This window comes from Streptomyces albus subsp. chlorinus (genome assembly GCF_013302895.1).
Classification (GTDB): Bacteria; Actinomycetota; Actinomycetes; order Streptomycetales; family Streptomycetaceae; genus Streptomyces; species Streptomyces chlorinus.
Genome location: NZ_VJOK01000001.1, coordinates 3,101,564 through 3,120,283, shown reverse-complemented (window position 1 = coordinate 3,120,283; position 18,720 = coordinate 3,101,564). Strand labels below are relative to the sequence as shown.

At 69.2% G+C, this 18,720-nt stretch carries 19 protein-coding genes, 1 tRNA gene and 2 pseudogenes; 12 read left to right on the top strand and 10 right to left on the bottom strand.

Going from position 1 to position 18,720, the window contains the following annotated elements; all coding sequences use genetic code 11:
- Positions 1-268 precede the first annotated feature (268 nt).
- Both FM076_RS34960 and FM076_RS13915 read right to left on the bottom strand, forming a co-directional pair.
- Positions 269-403 carry a hypothetical protein gene (locus tag FM076_RS34960; protein ID WP_345945000.1) on the bottom strand — a complete coding sequence of 45 codons (135 nt, stop codon included), beginning with the start codon at positions 401-403 and terminating at the stop codon, positions 269-271.
- A gap of 154 nt (positions 404-557) precedes the next feature.
- A pseudogene (locus FM076_RS13915) lies at positions 558-900 on the bottom strand (hypothetical protein); the annotation flags it as partial.
- A 515-nt stretch (positions 901-1,415) separates the two neighbouring features.
- Here FM076_RS13915 and FM076_RS13910 point away from each other — a divergent pair.
- Both FM076_RS13910 and FM076_RS13905 read left to right on the top strand, forming a co-directional pair.
- On the top strand, positions 1,416-1,823 hold the full coding sequence (locus FM076_RS13910; RefSeq protein ID WP_173870758.1) for a hypothetical protein: 408 nt from the start codon (positions 1,416-1,418) through the stop codon (positions 1,821-1,823).
- On the top strand, positions 1,820-2,605 hold the full coding sequence (locus FM076_RS13905) for a hypothetical protein (RefSeq protein WP_173870756.1): 786 nt from the start codon (positions 1,820-1,822) through the stop codon (positions 2,603-2,605). Before FM076_RS13910 ends, FM076_RS13905 begins: the two co-directional genes overlap by 4 nt.
- 199 nt (positions 2,606-2,804) lie before the next feature.
- Here FM076_RS13905 and FM076_RS13900 read toward each other — a convergent pair whose 3' ends face one another.
- Positions 2,805-3,047, bottom strand: a complete 243-nt coding sequence (locus FM076_RS13900) for a DUF397 domain-containing protein (protein ID WP_173870754.1) — start codon at positions 3,045-3,047, stop codon at positions 2,805-2,807.
- Complete coding sequence (locus tag FM076_RS13895; RefSeq protein WP_173870752.1) at positions 3,044-3,916, bottom strand: Scr1 family TA system antitoxin-like transcriptional regulator; 873 nt, start codon at positions 3,914-3,916, stop codon at positions 3,044-3,046. Before FM076_RS13895 ends, FM076_RS13900 begins: the two co-directional genes overlap by 4 nt.
- A 289-nt stretch (positions 3,917-4,205) precedes the next feature.
- Between FM076_RS13895 and FM076_RS13890 the strand changes: the two genes are divergently transcribed.
- The 8 genes and pseudogenes from FM076_RS13890 to FM076_RS13860 all read left to right on the top strand — a co-directional run bounded on the left by FM076_RS13890 (position 4,206) and on the right by FM076_RS13860 (position 11,594).
- Positions 4,206-4,415, top strand: a complete 210-nt coding sequence (locus tag FM076_RS13890; RefSeq protein WP_173870750.1) for a hypothetical protein — start codon at positions 4,206-4,208, stop codon at positions 4,413-4,415.
- Positions 4,412-4,669 (top strand): hypothetical protein, encoded by a 258-nt coding sequence (locus tag FM076_RS13885; RefSeq protein WP_173870748.1) that lies wholly within the window; start codon positions 4,412-4,414, stop codon positions 4,667-4,669. Before FM076_RS13890 ends, FM076_RS13885 begins: the two co-directional genes overlap by 4 nt.
- A gap of 387 nt (positions 4,670-5,056) precedes the next feature.
- Positions 5,057-5,218, top strand: a complete 162-nt coding sequence (locus FM076_RS13880; protein ID WP_173874729.1) for an FxLD family lanthipeptide — start codon at positions 5,057-5,059, stop codon at positions 5,216-5,218.
- Positions 5,219-5,295: 77 nt separating this feature from the next.
- Positions 5,296-7,309, top strand: a pseudogene (locus FM076_RS33760) (lantibiotic dehydratase family protein); the annotation flags it as partial.
- A gap of 69 nt (positions 7,310-7,378) precedes the next feature.
- Positions 7,379-8,377 (top strand): thiopeptide-type bacteriocin biosynthesis protein, encoded by a 999-nt coding sequence (locus FM076_RS33755; protein ID WP_428815153.1) that lies wholly within the window; start codon positions 7,379-7,381, stop codon positions 8,375-8,377.
- Complete coding sequence (locus FM076_RS13870; protein ID WP_173870746.1) at positions 8,374-9,609, top strand: lanthionine synthetase C family protein; 1,236 nt, start codon at positions 8,374-8,376, stop codon at positions 9,607-9,609. The genes FM076_RS33755 and FM076_RS13870 overlap by 4 nt, the downstream gene beginning before the upstream one ends.
- Positions 9,610-9,630: 21 nt before the next feature.
- Positions 9,631-10,455: a thiopeptide-type bacteriocin biosynthesis protein gene (locus tag FM076_RS13865; protein WP_173870744.1), complete on the top strand. Its 825-nt coding sequence runs from the start codon at positions 9,631-9,633 to the stop codon at positions 10,453-10,455.
- A complete protein-coding gene (locus tag FM076_RS13860; RefSeq protein WP_173870742.1) occupies positions 10,452-11,594 on the top strand; it encodes a hypothetical protein in 1,143 nt (380 codons plus the stop codon). The genes FM076_RS13865 and FM076_RS13860 overlap by 4 nt, the downstream gene beginning before the upstream one ends.
- A 114-nt stretch (positions 11,595-11,708) precedes the next feature.
- On the opposite strand, the gene FM076_RS13855 is transcribed toward FM076_RS13860, so the two are convergent.
- The 4 genes from FM076_RS13855 to FM076_RS13840 form a co-directional block, all read right to left on the bottom strand.
- Positions 11,709-13,418, bottom strand: a complete 1,710-nt coding sequence (locus FM076_RS13855) for a relaxase/mobilization nuclease domain-containing protein (protein WP_173870740.1) — start codon at positions 13,416-13,418, stop codon at positions 11,709-11,711.
- A complete protein-coding gene (locus FM076_RS13850; protein WP_173870738.1) occupies positions 13,408-13,941 on the bottom strand; it encodes a hypothetical protein in 534 nt (177 codons plus the stop codon). Before FM076_RS13850 ends, FM076_RS13855 begins: the two co-directional genes overlap by 11 nt.
- A 383-nt stretch (positions 13,942-14,324) precedes the next feature.
- A complete protein-coding gene (locus FM076_RS13845; protein ID WP_173874728.1) occupies positions 14,325-15,818 on the bottom strand; it encodes a DUF3631 domain-containing protein in 1,494 nt (497 codons plus the stop codon).
- Positions 15,819-15,977: 159 nt separating this feature from the next.
- Positions 15,978-16,196 carry a helix-turn-helix transcriptional regulator gene (locus FM076_RS13840; protein WP_173870736.1) on the bottom strand — a complete coding sequence of 73 codons (219 nt, stop codon included), beginning with the start codon at positions 16,194-16,196 and terminating at the stop codon, positions 15,978-15,980.
- Between the two features lie 379 nt (positions 16,197-16,575).
- On the opposite strand from FM076_RS13840, the gene FM076_RS13835 reads away from it, so the two are divergent.
- Both FM076_RS13835 and FM076_RS13830 read left to right on the top strand, forming a co-directional pair.
- The gene (locus FM076_RS13835; RefSeq protein WP_173874727.1) at positions 16,576-16,830 is read left to right on the top strand and encodes a helix-turn-helix domain-containing protein; all 255 of its coding nucleotides are present in this window, start codon (positions 16,576-16,578) and stop codon (positions 16,828-16,830) included.
- Positions 16,830-18,068 (top strand): tyrosine-type recombinase/integrase, encoded by a 1,239-nt coding sequence (locus tag FM076_RS13830; protein ID WP_173870734.1) that lies wholly within the window; start codon positions 16,830-16,832, stop codon positions 18,066-18,068. The genes FM076_RS13835 and FM076_RS13830 overlap by 1 nt, the downstream gene beginning before the upstream one ends.
- A gap of 97 nt (positions 18,069-18,165) precedes the next feature.
- Here the strand turns inward: FM076_RS13830 and FM076_RS13825 are convergent, their stop codons facing one another.
- Both FM076_RS13825 and FM076_RS13820 read right to left on the bottom strand, forming a co-directional pair.
- Positions 18,166-18,498 carry a hypothetical protein gene (locus FM076_RS13825; protein ID WP_173870731.1) on the bottom strand — a complete coding sequence of 111 codons (333 nt, stop codon included), beginning with the start codon at positions 18,496-18,498 and terminating at the stop codon, positions 18,166-18,168.
- A 114-nt stretch (positions 18,499-18,612) separates the two neighbouring features.
- Positions 18,613-18,685 (bottom strand) — tRNA-Arg (locus FM076_RS13820).
- Between the last annotated feature and the right edge of the window lie 35 nt (positions 18,686-18,720).

The following is an 18,720-nucleotide window of genomic DNA, read 5'->3' as shown; positions in this document are numbered from 1 at the left end:
GAAGATCCGCGGGTCATCTCGTACGCGGACGTCTTGTTCTCGGCGGCTAACAGCCAGTACTTCACGTCTTCCCTCCCAAGCCTGGAATACCGCGAACGTACAGCGACTCGTTCGCCCGTAGAGGGAGATCGACACTGCCTGTTGTGGGCTGTCCCCTACGAGCGGCTGCCCCGTTCGGAGGCGGGGGTTACGGGCGCCGGTCAGCGGGTGGCGCATCACCCTGGGGACCGGACTGTGAAGGTCCGCAGTTCGACGGTCGGCGCCGTGGTCATGCGGCCATCCTCCAGGTGACGGTGTGTTCGGTCCAGGTTCTGCCCGGTGTGGCGGCGCGCAGCGCGGCCCTGAACTCCAGCGTGTGTGTGACCCGGGCGTGCTGGGCGACGGCTTCGGTAGGGACCTTCATCGCGGTGGCAGTGGCGGTGTCGGAGGCGTCCCAGGCGAGCCGGGCGCGGGTGAGACGGGCGGTGGTGATGCCTCGCTTGACGTTCGGGCGGTTCCGGGGAAGGCCCGGTGAGCCGTCATTCCGGACCAACTGTGCCGAGCCGCACTGGGTGCCGTCAGCGTGAGGCGCCCTCCGGCCACAGCACCCGGACGGGCACACCGTTCCGCTGGGCGTACGCCACGACGTCCGTCGTGCCGCCGTACCCCATGCTGGCTTCCCGTCCCATACGGCAATCAGCTCGTCAGCGAGCCCGACGAGGATTTCGGAGCCGGCCATGTGCGCTTCGGAGTCGGACGCGGCCATGCCGGTCTCGTGCACGTCGCTCGCGCGGGACATCAGCGCGTCGTACGTGGAGTGGTGCCACTCCGGCAGTCTGTCGCGGTACTCGGTGGCCGGGACGACGGCCTCAAGGCGTCCGCCGCAGACAGCACGGCCTCGGCGAGCCATGCGTCGGGGCCGCCGTCCGATGGACGGAAAAGCCTCTGAGCAGGCATTTTGCTGTGCCCCCGGCAGGATGCGAACCTGCGACACCCGCTTTAGGGGATTTCCCTGATCAAGGCGGTGACCTGCGGAAACGTTGCTCGCGGTCGTCTGACCTGGGAAAACTCCTCTTCGTGGTTGTCACGTGTTCGCAGGGCTTCCCGTCCTCATGTGTGCGGAATCCGTTCTGCTGTGTCGCTGCCGGACAGGGCATCAACAAGAGACAGCACAGCCGCACCTTCGACCCTTGAGCCTGACTCGGCAGGAGAACGTGGGCCATTGGGACAGGGGGGCGGGTCGATTGCACGCCGGGAACCCCGATCACCCGCCCGGGCAGCGTGCGCCGCTCAGAAGTATGCGATCCGGCCAACTGTCCCTCTGCATTTGGCTACTTGAGCCAGGTACCGGCGCCGGGCCACCGTTTCGAGGGACGATCTACTCATCAACGATGCGTGTAGGACCGTGCACAACATCGACTTCGGGGGGCTAAGACATGCTCGACGCAGCAGCTACCGCCATCGCCACTGGCGCTGCCAGCAACGTTCTCGCCTATCTGCTTCAAGGGCGGGCCGACGCCTTGCGGGCCCGAATCTCCACGATCTTCCGCCGCGGGACAGCGGACGAAGAGTCTGACGCGCTGCGAGCGCTTGAGGAGCATGCCGAGGGCTTGGAACAACATCGGCTTACCCAAGCTGAGGTTACTGCCCAGTGGAGCAGTGTGCTTACCGCGTTCCTCACCGCCTACCCCGAGGCCAGAGAGGATATTGAGGCGCTGAGCTCTTCGACGCCGACTGACACGAAAACGGTCAACATCGGAGCACAGCACAACCACGGGCGAGGCACCTTCATCGGCGGGGACAACTACGGTTCTGTCCGTGCCGATGGGCAGGACGAGCGTTGACAGACATCGATGATTCCCCTGAACGCCGCGTCACAGAGCAGCACAACCACGGTGACGGCGCTTTCGTCGGGGGCGACAACCATGGCGAGATCCACATCGAGGCGCTCGATGAGAAGACCAAAGCCCTGTTGGAGAAGATCTCCGACGATTCCCCTGCTCTGGCCGAGATGCTTGAAGAGGCTCTGACGGAGGGGCTGATCTCCTCAGAAACCGCGACGTTGCTCGCGCTAGCAGCGCGTAGTATCAACGAAGATGTCGCTGACACCCTCTTGCGGGCTGCTCAGAGCATCAACGAGGACGTGGCAGGGTTGATCTCCCGTGCAAGCCGTAGCATTAACGAGGATGTCGCGGGGTTGCTCACGGAGGCGAGTCGGAGCATCAACGAGGATGTCGCTGGCCAGATGTCACACGTCGCGGACACCCTTGTCAAAGTGACCGGCAAACTCGATATTGATGAGCTTGGCCTGGTTGTCAACCGTTTTGAAAACGCCATCAGCGTGCGAGGGTCCGACGATCTGATGGGGTTGGTATCCCGTCTTGAAAAAGGACTAAGTTCCATTGACCGGCTTGCCCAAGACTTGGAGAACATGCAGCGCAGGGACAAGCCTCTCGGCCGGATCGAGGAGATAGGGAGCGCACTGAATGGTGCGGCGGACCGTATTGAGGCCACGGTGACTCCACCGCCACCGAAGGTTCTTCCCGACCACAGGGCGCGACTCTTCGCGTTCGCCTGGGGCGTCCTAGCCGGCGCACTTTTCATCCTCTACATGGCGAATCGCTGACTCGATCCTGAACGCAGCACCTTGTTGGCTGCGGCCTGCGACATGTGCCGCTCCCGTCCGGGTGGGGTGGCGAGCTCCCCCGGTGGCCCTTCCTCGCTGGGCAGTTCCCGCAGAGGCGGGTGGGGGAGCTGGGATGGCTGGCCGGTCCGAGCACTCTGGATTCGTTCGGCTCGGCCAGCACGTACCAGAGTCGGTGGGATTAGGCGGCGAGACGCCCGCCACGTACGCCCTCGACGAGGGCGGCGAAGCGCTCGGGTTCGATCAGCACGATGGGGCCTTCGGGGTTCTTCGAGTCGCGGATGGCGACCACGCGGTGGGCGGTGTGGGTCAGGTCGGCGATCTCCACGCAGTTGTTGCCGGATCCGCTGCTGTAGGAGGACTTGAACCAGCTGGTCACACCGTCCAGGTCGAGGGCTGTGAGGGCGCGGGTGTGTGTGGTCATTCCGTGATCTCTCGCGATAGTTGGTGCAGGAAATTCGGGGTGTCCTCGGGCGGTAGGGACGACGCCACCAGGGCGTTGAACTTCCGCGAGAACTTTGCGACCTCGCGCGGAGTATCGGAGACCGACGAGGCGCCCCAGGCGTTGTCCACCTGGATCGTGGTCGGCAATGTGTCGCCGAGGTGAAGGATGCTGAAGTCGTTCACCGCGACATACCCGCGAACGGAGTGCGGGAGAACCTGGACGGTCACATTGTCGAGCGCGGCCAGCCTAGTGATCTCGTCGTACTGCTCGCGCATCACATCAGGGCCGCCGACGAGGTAGCGCAGGGCCGGCTCGTAGAGGATTGCCCACAGCTTGCCCGGCTCCTCATCGCGGGTGAGGTACTCCTTGCGCTTCATCCGCAGCGTCACGCCCTGGTCGATGAACTCGTTGGTGGTGTCCTCGACCTGCTTGGAGATCTCGTACAGCGCCCGCGCGTAGCGCTCGGTCTGTAGCAGGCCGAGGACGACGACGGGGTGGAACGCCTGTATCTCGACGGCGGCGGACTCGATGCCGATGAAGCGCGGCATACCCGAGGGCATCGAGCCTTTGAACTGGGTCCACCATTCGCGGCTGGAGGCCGCACGCTGGATCGTCAGCAGCCTCTCGATGTCCTCTTCCTCGCCCACGCCGTAGCGGGTGAGGAGTTTGCGCAGGTCGCCTGCGTTGCGCAGGTCCTGCAAGCCGGTCTCGACGCGGTAGAGCTTGGTGTCCGACAGCGGCAGTCCGTGGACTGCCTCTTCCAGGGTGAGGTCGGCCTGCTTGCGCAACTCTCGCAGCGCGTATCCCAGTTCGATGCGCCGTGCTGTTGGTCTGGCTCGTGCTGGCACCCGCTTGCCTCCCCGGCGTTTGTGTCCGCTGCCGCTGCGATGTGCGGAGTGTGGCACGGCACGCGCCCGTCGAAACAGCGATGCGCCTGCCCTGGCATGTGCCACTTTCCCCGCAGCGACATTTTCGGTGCGGTTTCACTTGCGGACCCACTATGCCTGCGGCCACGGTGAATGAGCCCCCGGATCACAGAAGTTGGACACCGACGGGCACGAAGGTTCTGCCTGCCCCCGCGCCCTTATCGGGAGGGCAGGCAGACACCCCCTCTGGCGGCTCACTCTGGGAGGCAGCATGTCTGGGCGCTCCAGCTCCAGCGAACCAACGACGCCCCCGCGCCTCATGGACGAGGAGGCGACGGCCCCGATAGCCGCTGACGCTGTCGCCTTCCGCGCCGCACACGGCGCCCCGGCGACCTGGAGCGCCGAGGACTTCGAGGTCTATTTGGATCTGGAGCGCCCCGGCGCCCCTGCCGCGGGAGTGGTGGGAGGCGGCGCGGCGTGAGCTGGCAAGAGACAGCCCCTTTCCGGGTCGGCGACCGCGTACGCGGCACCTCCTACGTACCACCCGAGCGCCGGGACAAGGAGAAGCCGGAAGAGTTCGAGGGCATCGTGGTGCAGCTCGGCAGCGGCTACGCCGGGGTGGACGCGGACCGCGCCTTGGTGTGGGCGCGGCTTGCCGACGGCACCGAACGCCAGGCCCTCATCCACGAGACCGAGCTGCTCACACCGGCCGACACCGCAGAGGCGGACGGATGAGCGCCCGCCACCGCCTGCCCATGTCGCCGGGGCCGGACGGGGACGGCATGTTCGCCGGCATCGTCCTGGTCGCGGCGAATCTCTTCGGTCTTGGCGTCATCGTGGCAGGGCAGCCCCACAACCGGCGCATGCGGCCGTCGCCCTCGACGCCCCGCCCGCCGAGGACACCCCGGACGCCGGTCCGTTCACCGCGGAGAAGGACGGCGGACCGGCCGCGCCGCCCGCACCCCCGAGGGCGGCCCAGCCCGCATGCCACGACGCGGGCTGTTCCACCGTCCCGTCCCGCCCGGAGAGCAGTGACCTGGGCGGGACGGGACGGCACCACCAGACTCCGCCCGGCAGCAGCGTCAACCTCCGTGGCTCTGCTGCCCCGAGGAAGCGGTGGCTATGGTCCCCGCGGCAGCAGAGGGCCAGGAAGGGACGCTCGACGGCTGGGACCTGGATGTCTCCATCGTCGAGTCCGGCCCCGAGGCCGACCGGCTCATCCAGATGACCGACGACGGCTGCGGGCAGACCTGCGAATCCGCCTGCCAGCAGACCTGCCCGTAGGCCGTCCGAATTAGGAGAGCCGTGGTGTCCGGCTGCAACCCGCGGCCGGACACCACGCGGCGACAGGGGGGTGGCCGGTGTACGAGTTCATCGACGGGGCGGTTCTGCGGGCGGCGGCCTGGCCACCGGATCACCGCATCCAGTCCTGGCCCGATCTGACCGGCGACGGCGGCGGCCCGGAACCGTGGCGTTCGTGGCTGGAGCAGACTTTGCAGATCCCCGGCTTCGCCGCCGCGGTGGAGCAGGCCAGCCCGGTGCTGGCACACCGCGTCCAGCAGATCTGCGAGGGGCGGCAGCTTCCCGCACCGGCCGTCCGCAAAGTGGTCGTGGCCCTCCTGCGCTACGTGCTGCGCGCCTCGGGACGGGCCACTCCCTTCGGCCTGTTCGCCGGAGTAGCGCCGACCCGCATCGCCAGTGCGCCGGCAGCCCGCATCGGCACTCGCCACCAGGCCATCGCCAGGCCCGACGCGGCGTGGGTGACGGCGATGGTCGAACGACTGGAAGCCGACCGCAAGCTCCAGCCGCACCTCACCGTCCAGGCTCAGCCGCTCGCGGTGGAGCGGGACGGCTCGTTGGTACTGGAACACCGTCCGACGGGCAGCAGCGGCGGTGCCCCGGAGCACGTGCAGGTCCGCCTCACCACACCCGTCAAGGCGGCACTGGACGCGGCCCGCGCCCCTATCCGCACGGCAGACCTTGCGGCCAAACTGGCCACCGGCTTCCCCCACGTCCCCGCAGCCACCGTCCACCGGCTCCTGGCGGACTTGATCGACCAGCGCTTCCTGGTCACGGATCTCCGCCCGGCGCTCACGGCGACGGACCCGCTCGCCCATCTGCTGACCGTCCTCGGCACCGAGGACACCTCTGCGGCGTCCGAGCCGACGGCGAAGCTGCGCGAGATCGCCCACGCGCTGACGCGGCACAACATCACGACCGACCCAGCGACCGCCCAGGCCGAGCGAGCCGAGGCCACTGCGGTGATGCGCGAGTTCAACCCGGTCTCCGGGCCGGTGCTGTCCCTCGATCTGCGCCTGAACGCCGAGATGACGCTCCCCCGTGCGGTGGCGGCCGAGGCTGCGCGGGCGGCTGCTGCGCTTATCCGGCTCTCGGGCCGCTCGGCGCTCTCCCGCAGCTGGGTGGCGTGGCACGGCCGCTTCCTGGAGCGCTACGGCCCGCGCGCCGTGGTCCCGCTCCTGGATGCCGTGGACAGTGGCACGGGCTTGGACTACCCGGCCGGCTTCCTCGGCGGTCCACCCGCCCCGGCCGAGGCAGCTGTGAGTGAGCGGGACACCAAGCTGCTGACGCTCGCCCAGAACGCGGCCCTGCGCCGCAGCCGCGAGACCGTGCTGGACGATGCCATGGTCACCGACCTCACTGAGGCCGGGCCGGAGAGACGCATCCAGCCGACGACTGAGGTGACCGTGCGCATCGCGGCGCCCAGCGTGGGGGCCCTGGCCGCCGGGGAGTTCACGCTGGCGGTCGTGGGGGTCTCGCGGTCCGCCGGGACGACGACCGGCAGATTCCTCAGCCTGCTCGACAGGCGCGACCGGGATCGAATGGCGGCGGTGTACGCGACGGCATCCACCGCCACCGAGAACGCGCTGAAGGTGCAGGTCGTTGCGCCCCCGCTGTATGCGGGCACCGGGAACGTCTCCCGGACCGCGCAGATGATGCCCGCCGCCGTCCGACTCGGCGAGTGCCACGACGGCGGCAGCACGGACCTGGTGCCCGTGGAGGACATCGCCGTCACCGCGGACGCCGACCGTCTGTACCTGATATCGACCTCGCGGCGCTGTCCGCTGGAGTTCGTGACCATGAACGCGGTGGAGCCCACCCGCCGTACCCACCCGCTGGTGCGGTTCCTTACCGAAGCCCCTCACGCCATGAGCGTCCCGTGCACCATTCGACTGGGGCACGGCCTCACGTCTGCCGTTCCGGCCCGCCCTGCGTTACGGACGCACGATCCTCACCCCGGCACGCTGGCGGCTCACCACCGCCGACCTCGCCGACCCCACGACGGGCTGGGACCGGTGGGACCGGTCTCTGTCCGCCTGGCGCGACCAGATCAGGGTGCCGAGCGCCGTCTACCTGGGTGAGGGCGACCAGCGCCTCCGCCTGGACCTGGACGAGCCCTCCCACCGGGCCCTGCTGCACACCCACATGCGGCGTCACGGCAGCGCGGTCCTGCGCGCCGAAACCGCCGCCGACGCGGGCTGGATCAACGGCCACCCCCACGAAGTCGTCATCCCCCTCACCACCACCAGCAGCCCCGTCAAGATGCCGCACTGGCTGCACACGGCCCCGGTGTCGGAACGCGCGCACGGCCGCCTGCCCGGCTGCGACGGACACTTTTTCCTCAAGCTCTACGCACACCGCGACCGCCACGCCGGCATCCTCACCCGCCACCTTCCGGACCTGCTCCACCGGTTGCGTGATCTGCGGGGCGGCGGGGTGCGGTGGTGGTTCCTGCCCTACCGCGACCCCGAGGATCACTTGCGGTTACGCCTGACCGTCGGAAACGACCAGGCCGAGGCCGCAGCCACGGTAGTCGGCGCCTGGACCAAGCGACTGCGTCAGGCGGGGACGCTGGCCCGGGTGCAGTGGGACACGGACTTCCCCGAGACCGCCCGCTTCGGAGGCCCCCAGGCATGGGATGCCGCCGAGGCGTACTTCGCGGCTGACTCCGAAGCCGCCGTCGCGCAACTGGCCGCCTGTGCGGCCACCGGCGGGCCCGATCGGCGGGCCATGACCGCGGCCAGCATGCTCGATGTGGTCATCGGCCTGGTCGGTGATGCGGGCGAGGCCATGCGGTGGTTCATCGACTGCGCCCAGACCACCGGCACGGCGCCGGACCGCGGCCTGTACGACCAGGCAATCGCTCTGGCCAACCTCCACGACCGCACCCACCTGTCCCAACAGCCAGGGGGCGAGGAGCTCTTGGCCCGCTGGACGCTGCGGCGCGACGCGCTGGCCCTCTACCGCAGTGCCCTCGCGACGGCGGGAGGGCTCACGGCGACCGTCGTGCTGCCGGAACTGCTGCACCTGCACCACACCCGCATGGCCGCCCTGGACATGGAGGCCGAACGCCGCTGCGTACACCTGGCCCGTGCCGCGGCCCTGAGCTGGACCGCCCGCAGCAAAGAGGGAAGAACCTCGTGAGGCCGATACCGCAGTCTCTGGCCCTGGCCGACACGCTGGCCGCGCAGCTGTCCGACCCGCGCACCGCCTGGGATACGGCACCGTCGGCCGGTCGGGCGTGGCCGCAGTCACTGGCGGGCGGCGCCGCGGGCATCGCCCTGCTCCACATCGAACGCGCCCACTGCGGCCGGGGCGAGTGGGACACCGTGCACACCTGGCTGGCATCGGCCGCCCACAGCGATCTGACCGCTGCTTCGAACGCCAGCCTCTACATGGGAGCCCCGGCCCTGGCCTTCGCCATGAACGCCGCCGCCGGGGACTCCAGCCGCTACCAGCGAGCCCTGAAGAACCTGGACGACGCCACGCTCTCCGTCACCCGCCGACGCCTGGCTCACGCCCACGCCCGCATCGAGCGCGGCGAGGCCCCGGCGATGAAGGAATTCGACGTGATCCGCGGCCTCGCCGGGCTGGGTGCCCACCACCTCAAGCGTCACCCAGACCACCCGGTCACCACCGATGTCCTCGCCTACCTGGTACGCCTGACCGAACCCCGCTCCCCAAGCCTCGACCTCCCAGCATGGTGGACCGGCGTGGCGCCCAACGGCGAAGTCAGCCCCGACTACCCCGGCGGGCACGGGAACTTCGGCATGGCTCACGGCATCGGTTCCGTACTCGCCCTGCTCTCCCTGTCCCTGCTTGACGGCCCGGCCGTCCCCGGTGCGCGCGAAGCCGCAGAACGGATCTGCGCCTGGACGGACCGGTGGCGCCAGGACGATGCCACCGGTCCCTGGTGGCCCGGCTTCATCACCCTCGACCAGGTCCGGCGCCACCACGTCGATCCGGCACTGCGACCGAGGCCCTCGTGGTGCTACGGCATCGCCGGCACCGCCCGAGCACAGCAACTCGCGGGCATGGCCCTGGGTGATAGCTCCCGCCGGCAGACCGCCGAGCGCGCCATGCTCACCACTCTCCAGGCCCCGGGCCAGCTGGAGATGCTCACCGAGACCGGGCTCTGCCACGGCACCGCCGGACTGCTCCAGGCCGCCTGGCGCATGGCCACCGACGCGACCACCGGTGTCCTTGCCGCCGAACTGCCCCGCCTGACTACCCGGCTCAGCCAGCAGATCACCCACCTCCAGCAGCGCGACCCCGAACTCTTGGACGGCCTTGCCGGCAGCGCGCTCGCCCTGCACACCCTCGGCACCAACACGCCCCCGCGATCGGGCTGGGACGCCTTCCTCCTCCTGGCATAGACGAGACGGAGCCGAACCCGTATGGACACCTCCTGGCGGCAGATCACCATCGCTTTCCCCAACTGGGACAGCGCCGAGCACACGGCCCTCACCCACGTCGTCCCGCTCCTGGCCACCGCCGAGACCGGCCCCTGGTTCTTCGTCCGCAAAACCCCTACCTGGCGCATCCGCTACCAGCCGCCCGACAACCCCGTGGCGGCCGAGGACCACCTCCTGTACGTCCTCGGCCCCCTCCAGCGCGATCAGCACCTCACCGCCGTGACCCCCGCGATCTACGAGCCGGAAACCCACGCCTTCGGCGGGACGGAGGCCATGAACACAGCTCATGAACTCTTCCACCGCGACAGCCACCACCTGATCGCCCACCTGAACTGCCACCGTGACCGTCCGCGCCGCCGCGAACTGGCGGTCCTGCTGTGCACCGCGCTGCTGCGCGCCGCCGGCCTCGACTGGTACGAGCAGGGCGATGTCTGGGCACGCGTTGCCGACCACCGCGACCGGCCGCAGCCTGAGCCCGACGGCAGACTCAAGAGCCTGCGGGAAGGGCTGCGCCACCTGATGACCGCCGACGTCACGCAGCTCACCCGGGACGGCGCCCCGCTCACGGTCCCCGCCGCCTGGCCGCAGGCATTCACCACCGCGGGCCGCGATCTGGCTGCGCTCGCCGCTGGCGGGCGGCTGCACCGTGGGCTGCGCGCCGTCCTGGCTCACCACCTCATCTTCGCCTTCAACCGGTTCGGGCTCCCGCACGCGACCCAGGCCACCCTGGCTACAGGCGCCAAGGCCGTCGTCTTCGGCCCTGACCCCGCCCTCAAGGACCAGAGCGGGCAAGGGGCCCCGGCATGAACGACCGGCTTCTGGCATGGTTCCCCCTCATCCAGCGGCCCCGCCCACCTGCGCTCCCCCTCACGACCCGGATCACCCAGCTGACGGACCTTGCCGCACAACCCGCCACCGGCACCCTCCAGCAGCAAGCCACCCGCGCCGCCGAGGTGTGCAACAAGGCTGCCCTCATTGCTTCCGACTGCGCAGTGCCCGACCTCGCCCGCACCCTGTGCTGGTCCCAGTACGCGGTCTTCGAACAGGCAAGGCCGCTTCCTTCCTGGGCGGTGAAACTCGCGCTCCAACCGATCCTCAACGTCGCCCGACAGCTCATCCGCGAGGGCGATGGCAACAGCGCCTACGCCACGCTCGACGCACTCTTCCGCGCCGCCCGCACCCGCACCTCCGCCCAGATCACTGGCCGCACCGTCACCCTCCACACGCTCACCAACTCCGCGGACGAGCACAAGACGCTCTGCACCCTGGTGTGGGCGGCACTGCTGGCCGACGGCACCCGCGCCCTGACCCAGGCCGGCCGCTGGAGCGAAGCGGCCAATGCCGCAGCAGCCCACCGCGGCGTTGGCGCCCGGCTCCTCGACGGCCGCCAGATCACCATCCTCGCCCTCCTCCACAAGGGGCATCACGACGAGGCGACCGCCCTGCTTACCGACAGCCGGCTCGCCGAGCCGTGGGAAGAAGCGGTACGGAGCCTGCTGCGCGCCCTGTGCCGGGACGCCTCCGGTGCCGTTCCAGCGGTGCACCTGGAGGACATGCTCACCGCAGCGCTCACCTTGCAGCAGCAGCCCGTCGCCGGCACGAGCGTTTTCCGCGCCCGGGTCGGCATCGCCTCGCTGATCCTGGCCGAAGCCCACACCAGCGCGCGAATACCCCAGTTGCACGCGGACGTCCTTGCTACGACCCACGCCGACGGCTACGCGGCCCGGGACGCGCTCGCCCAGCCGCAGCTCCGATGCGCGATGTCCGTCGGCCAGCGCCGAGCCCTCACCAGCGTGGTTCGCACGGCCGGACTCGACGCCGGGACCGTACCGGAACCCTGGCGAAGCGACCTGATGCGGACCGTGACATCGGCCCAGGACCGGCTGCGCCTCTGTCTTGAGCGCAGTGCGGACGCCCCGCCCACCACTACTCCTCTTGGAAGCTGAAGCATCGAGCGGAACGGTCAGCGAGACGCCGTAGCGTGGAGCGCACGGGGCCGACGGGACACCGGCGAGGATGGCTGCTTGCGCTTCCGCCTTCCCCGCGCAGCGTGAGCCCCGCTACCGGCTACGTCGACGGCGCTGCTCCTCCTGGGCAGCCTGCGACGAGGCGACACCGGAGATGGCCGTCGAGGTCGTGCTCACCTGGCCCGTCCCGGGCGAGGTGCTGCGGATGGCTGCCGCTGCTTGACGCTTGTTGGGCTGCGTGGTGACGCGCCAGACCAGTACCTGAGCCGGGAACTTGGCCGTGTCGAGCTCGCGTACCGCTCCCAGTTCCGTCAAAAGGCGTCGCGGGTTGTGGCCCGCCGTTTCGGCCTTCGCGAGGGTGGTGGCCAGGGCGGGCCACGCGGTGTCGCTCAGGATGCGGTCGGCGTCAGTCGGCAGAGCCTCACGGACGACCTCGGCACACCGTTCGGCGACCTTGGGAGCGGGGGAGTGGCGGGCGAGGTCGGCCAGTACCGGTGCGGACGCCCTCTCGTACCCCGCTTGGAGAAAGGCGCTTGCCTGTGCGGCAGCAGCGGCCTGCTGTTCGTGGCCGCGTTGCTCGTGCCACTTGGCGGCGGCGCGGGCCAAGTGGAGGGCGGCGAAGACCAGGGCGATAGCGATACCGCCCGGCTTGCTGGATGTGTTGACGAGGTCTTTGGCCGCCTGGCGCAGGGCGGTGGCGGCTTGGTGGTCGGCCCGAATAGCTGAACGGCGAGCGCGATCGAAGGCCGTTGCTGCTGCGTGGAGTTCGCTCCGGATAGGTCCCTTGGTGGCGAGGGCCAGGTTGTGCAGGGTGTCGCCGAAGGCATCCAGATGGCCTTGTGCGGCGGGGCTGTCGTCCGAGTCGAGCCTGGTACGGGCCGTGCGTACGGCGGATTCGGCGCGGCGCCACACTTCGGCCGGGCCCGCGGTTTCTCGTGGGCGCTCGGCCACGCCCTGGGCCGCGAGCCGTTCGCGCAGGCGGTTGATGGACAGGTCAGGGGCGAGCTTGGAGCCGCCATACCAGATCGGTGCGTTGTCAGCGTTGGTGTCGTCGGGCGCGGCGAGGCTGTAGCCGATCACGTCACCTGTCTCGGGGCCGATGCGCGGCTTGACCCTGATGCCCAGAGATTCCAGCACGGTGAAGTATTCGGTCTCGGTGCGCACTGCGGCGGCCACCGTGTATGCCTGCTCGCGCAGCCACTCGCGGGAGGCGGTTTGCCGCCCCTGGCGCTGGGCCTTGGAGCGCTCGGCGCCCGTGAGGGTTCGGGGCGCGGTGAGATCACCTGACTTGAGTCGGCGCAGCCCGAACTCGGCTTCGATCTTGCGGCATTCCCGCTGGGCGCGCTGGCCGTCGCGATGCGTGCGGGGGCGGCGTCCGTCGGCGCGGACGGTGGTGGCGAGGAGGTGAATGTGGTCGTCCGCGTGCCGCACCGCGATCCACCGGCACCCCTTGTCGTCGCCCTCGGGCGCGATGCCCGTTGCGGCCACCACTCGGCGGGCGACATCGGCCCACTCGGTGTCGGTCAGGTAGCGGTCACCGGGGGCGGTACGTACTGGGCAGTGCCATACATGCCGCGCGGGCTTGGTGCCGCTCAGCTCGCGGGCACGCAGGTCAACGTGATGGTCGAGGCGTTTGGCGAGGCTGGTGTAAGTGGCCTCGGGATCGCGGCCGGGGTCGGGGGCGCCGGCCATGTCCCAGGCGGCGACGATGTGGGCGTCGGTGTGCTCGTCGCGCCGACCCGGGCCGAAGAGGTAGGCGACCAGGCCACGAGTGTCGGAGCCGGTGGAGACGTCAGGCACCATGACGGAGGCCCTCCACCATGATCTCGTCCATCAGCCGGTAGCTGTGCTGGACTGCTTGATCGACGGTATCCAGGACGGCATGGGTGCGTTCAGGGATCGTGTCCCGGTGGATGGCTGCGGTGATCTGGTTGAGGTTGGTGCCGATCCGGTTCAACGCCTTGATGTGCGCCTCGACGGCCTCCACCAGCGGGCGAACGTGGTCGTCCTCCGGACTACCGGCGAGTCCCGGCTTGCCGAGAGCTGCGGCGAGTGCGGCGTCGCCGACGAAGCTGGCGAAGCGTTGGCCGCGCTGCTCGGCCGCTGCGTTGATGAGGCGTACTGCGGTCGGGGTGAAGCGGATGTTCTTGACCTGGTCGCGCTTCTCGACAGTGCGCTTGCGGTTCATCATCGCGGGCAGCACCGGAGCGTCGAGCTCACGCCAGGAGGGCGACTCAGCGGCCGGTCCGGCATCGAGAGCCAGCTCGGAGTGCGGGACGTCGGAGTCAGGAGCGTCGGCTATGGACGCGGCACTGGGCTCGGCCACTCCCACCCCCAGCTCGGGCGCCCCCTGGCGCCCGGCTGTGCCCCCCGCTTCCCCAGGGGCGGGGGCAAGCGCGGACGAAGCCTCGTTAGAGGCTCGTTCGCTCCAGCTTGCTGCTGATCGGTGGGAGCGGTCTGCCGATCGAGGGGAGCGGTGGAACAGTCCCCAGCGGCGCTTGCGGCTGCCGGGGGTGTTGTCGTCGTGCATGGGGTGCTCCGTGGAATGAGGCGGGGTGCTGTCACGTGCGTCCCGTCCGTCCCGTGGCTGGTCAGGGCAGGTACGGATGCGGGCACAGGTACGGATAGATCCGTCCCGGTGAGGACGTCCGTCCCCGTGCTGACCTGCACGGGGACGGACGGGACGGTTCGAGACGGATCCGGACGCGGTCAGCGGGCCCGCTTGGGGCCGCTCGGAAGTCCTGGTGGGGCAGGAGGTACCGGCCCGGACGGGGGCGCGAGTGGCCCACGCTGACGGGGCGACCCGGGTTCGTTTGCCGCTGCAGAGGGTTCGGGGCAGTAGCGCTCCCACGCGTCGCGGAACTTGTTTCGTGTGAAGCCCTTGGCCTGGCGTCCGTCTGAGAAGCGGACGTTGGCGGGCTTGATATCGAAGTCCCGCAGCAGGTTGGCCAAATGGTAGGCGTTCAGGCCGTTGGCTCCGTGTTCCGCCCAGGGGGCTTCGGGGTCGCTGCGCAGCGCCTCGATCAGGTCGTGTGTGCGGAGGGCCTCCGGGTCGTCCCTCTTGGCGAAGATGTGGCGGATGTCGCGCAGGAGCCGTGTCTTGAGGGCGGTCTCCTCGTCCTGGTCGGCTTCGTACCGAGTCATGGTCGAACAGGCGGCACGGGCGAGGCCGGGCCAGTCACCACCGGCCAGGTCGGCGGCGAGGACGAGGGGTTCCCAGGTATCCGCGGCCCGGTCCTGGACCGGCATCTCGGGCACGAGGTCGGCGGCGGACTCCGCCAGCGGGGTCAGCCAGGCATCGAGCCGGTCACGCAGACGGTGCAGGGCGGGGACGCTGGTACGGGAGCGGAACTGCGCGATCTTCTCTCCGGCCTTGCGCTTCTGCATGCGGATGACGATGGCCCGGTCCATGATCGTGTCCGGCAGGTTGCCGATTCCGGCGAGGGCGGCCATGGCGAAGGTGGGGAACTGGGTCGGCTTGTGTTCGGGACCGCTGATCCGCCAGGCGGGCCGATTGCGCTGGTGGCCCGCGTTCAGCAGGCCGCGCAGGTCCTCCTTGTCGCCCGCCTTGGGGCCGAAGATGGTGTCGGCCTCGTCCACCAGCAGGGTGGGCGGGTTCTTCCCGATGACCCGGTAGACCACCGCCGGGGACGTGTTGACCGTGATCATCGGTCGGTGCACGGTCTCGGTGATCACATCCAGCAGGCGGGACTTCCCGCACCCCTTGGTCGGTCCGACGACCGCTAGCCGTGGCGCGTGCTGGAGCACCGGCTGGAGGTGGGTGGCCGCCACCCACAAGGTGACCGCGGTCAGCGCCTCCGGGCTGGGCAGGACCACATACCGACCGACCGCAGCTCGCAACTCGGTCAGCAACTCGGCTCCCTCGCTGACCGCTTGGTCCCCACGGGACGCAGATCCGCCGGGGTTTGCGGGACCGTCCGCCCCTTCAGGCCCCCGGGCCACGTGGGGACCGGTCCCGGTCTCGTCCCCCGCCCCCAAGCCGCTGGCCTGCACTTCTTCCCCGGAGGCGGCAGCTCGGTCCCCGGCCTCCGACGCTTGGGGACCAGCTTCACGACGGGGACCGTCTCCGGCCCCGGCCACGGCGGTCCCACCGTCCCCGCTCGGGACCGTGCGGTCTGACCGGAGGCCCTGACCGGGGACGGCCACCGGCGGCCACTCCACCTGCGGGCGGCGCGGGGGCATAGGGTCGTTCATACAGATGCTCCTCATGCGGTGGGGCCGGCACGTGCGAAGTGCCAGCCCCACCAGGTCAAACGTTTAGCGATGGGTGACGGCTCGGGGAGCCTGCGGCCTCCGGCGTTGGCGCGCTGGAGGCCGCTCTTTTGCTCCCCCCGGGGCGATTCAGGAAGCCAGATCCATGTCGCGGTCCAGCCAGGCATCGACCTCGACCCAGCGGTAGCGCAGGTGCTTGCCAACCTTGTGGACCTGCGGGCCGATGCCCCGGTACTTCCACTGGTAGAGGGTCGGAACCGGCACGCCGAGATAGTCGGCGACCTCCTTCGGGCTGGCCAGCGCCCGAGGGCTGGTGGGGGCGGAATTGCGGGGCGAGGTGGGAGGCATGCATTTCCCTTCTGGTCGGAGCCGTACGGCGGTGTGGACAACACAGCCACACGTTCGTCGTGAAAGCGAGCGCCATTGTGCGGACGAATCACGGCCGCACCAAACGGCAGCTCTACGAAGCAGTAAAAAGCCTATGGAGAAACGCCGGTTTGGGTAACCGGCGATGTGCTGCTATGTTCCGCCCCGCGTCGACGGAGGTGGCTCACATCGGACGCTTGAGCAGGGAACCTTCGGCGCAACGTGCCAGGGCCGCCGCAGGCAGCCCGAACTCGTAATACGCAGCATCACTGCCCCTGCGGCCCCCTCGAAGTGCGCGCGAGGGCTTATACACCACGATTCGCGGTTTCCAAAAACGCGAATGTCGAGCTACAACATCGACATGGCGAAACGACCCCTTGCAATCGGGCCTGCTGGATTCCGGACCGCCCGACTGATCGAGCATGTCCGCAATGAGCGTGGCCTCAGCCAGCGTGAACTGGCTGCGCGTTTGAACCGGCTCGGTCATCCACTCGCGCACACGGCCCTCAGCCGTATCGAATGTCTGCGACGGCGCTGCGATGTCGACGATCTCGTTGCCATAGCCGGGGCCCTCGAAGTCCCGCCGGTGGCCCTGCTCCAGCGGAGGGAGAGCTGATGGCGCGCGTCTGGATCGAGGACCGTATCGATCACACGTCGTACGCGCGCGCCCTGGCGCTGGCCAAGCAGGCGGGCCGTACTCCGCCGGGCCGTTATCGCGTGCGCTGGTACGACCTTGACGGCAAGCCGAAGATGAAGACCGTGGCCCGCAAGGTCGACGCGGAGAACGAGCGGACGAAGGTCGAGTCCCGCCTCTCCGACGGCACGTACCGCGATCCGGCGGCGGCACGGGTCAAGTTCGCCGAGCTGGCGGAGTCCTGGCTGGCAGCACAGGTCCATCTGAAGCGCTCAACACGCAATCGCTACCGAGGAGTTCTCGACGTTCACGTGATTCCCCGGTGGGGGGACACACGTCTGGACCGTATCCGTTTCGAGGACGTCTCCGAGTGGCTCGCGGCGATGCTGTCCGGTGAGGTCACGGGCGGCAGGAAGCTCAGCGCACGCTCGGTGCGCAAGGCGTACGTCGTGTTCAGCCGCGTGCTCGGATTCGCGGTCAAGTCCCGTCGTCTGGCGTTCAATCCGGCTGTCGGCGTGGAGCTGCCCAAGGCGGTGCCGGCCGATCATGTCTACCTCGATGACATGCAGGTCGAAGCCCTGGCGGACGCGGCTGGCGCGTACCGGGTGTTCATCCTGCTGCTCGCCTATACGGGCCTGCGCTGGGGCGAGGCGTCAGCATTGAAGGTGGGGCGGGTGGATCTCGACGCGTGCCGTGCGCACGTCGTCGAGGCGTACGTCGAGGACAACGGCAAGCTCTACCTCGACAGCCCCAAGAACCACGAGCGCCGGTCCGTACCGATCCCGCGCTTCCTCGTCGAGGAACTCCAGCCGTACGTCGAGGGGCGGCACGAAAGCGAGCTACTGTTCACCGCCCCGCATGACGGGCCGCTCCGTGCCCGCAACTTCCGTCAGCGGCTCTTCGCGCCCGCCGTGGCCAAGGCGGGACTGGGCCATCTGAAGCTCACCCCGCACAAGCTGCGCCACACGGCAGCCTCGCTCGCCATTGCCAGCGGCGCGGACGTCAACGTCGTCCAGTCCATGCTCGGCCACAAGTCCGCGACCCTGACGCTGGACACCTACGGCCATCTTTTCCCGGACCGTCTGGACGAGGTCTCGAAGAAGATGCACAAGCGCCGCGCCAAGCAACTGGCCAAGGCGAAGGACAAGCTGAAGAAGGCGGAGAAGAAGGCACGCAGGGCCGCGGAAGAGGTGGTTGAACTGGAGGGCTCCGCAGCGTGATGTGTGCTTTACCCGTGCTGGGCAGTCGCTGGGGCCGTGTCGTCACTTCCGGGGGAAGGCGTGGCCCCAGCGGCAGATCGGCCTGGGGATGGAGCGTTCAGGGCTTCCGGCGGAAGGCTTCGTCCATGGCTTCGGCCGCATGTTCTTCGGCGAGCCGTGCGATCTTCTCCGGAACCTCGCGTGTGTCGAGTACGAAGAGTCGGCCGCCCACGAGCCTGGTGACGGGCTTCCAACCAAGGCGTCGGCCCGCCTCGCGCGCCGCTCGGCGGACGTCGCCCAGCTCGCCCAGTTCCGCGAGGTCTCGGCTGCCGAGGATCAGCTGCCCGTAGTAGCCCTCGTATTCGGGCTTCAGCGCTGCCCTCATCAGGCCCTCAAGGCGATCCACCAGGTTCCGGTACCGGCGCTGGGACAGCTCGTCCTTCTTGGGCATCGGGCACAGCTCCCACAGGGATGGGCACAGGCGCATGTGTGCCATATGTGTGCTGCAAGCCGGAGGCCCCGCCGCCCTCCCGGACGACAGGGCCTCTGACCTGCTGTTTTGCTGTGCCCCCGGCAGGATTCGAACCTGCGACACCCGCTTTAGGAGAGCGGTGCTCTATCCCCTGAGCTACGGAGGCCCGCGGAGTGGTGATCCGCGGGCCTAGCCTAGCGG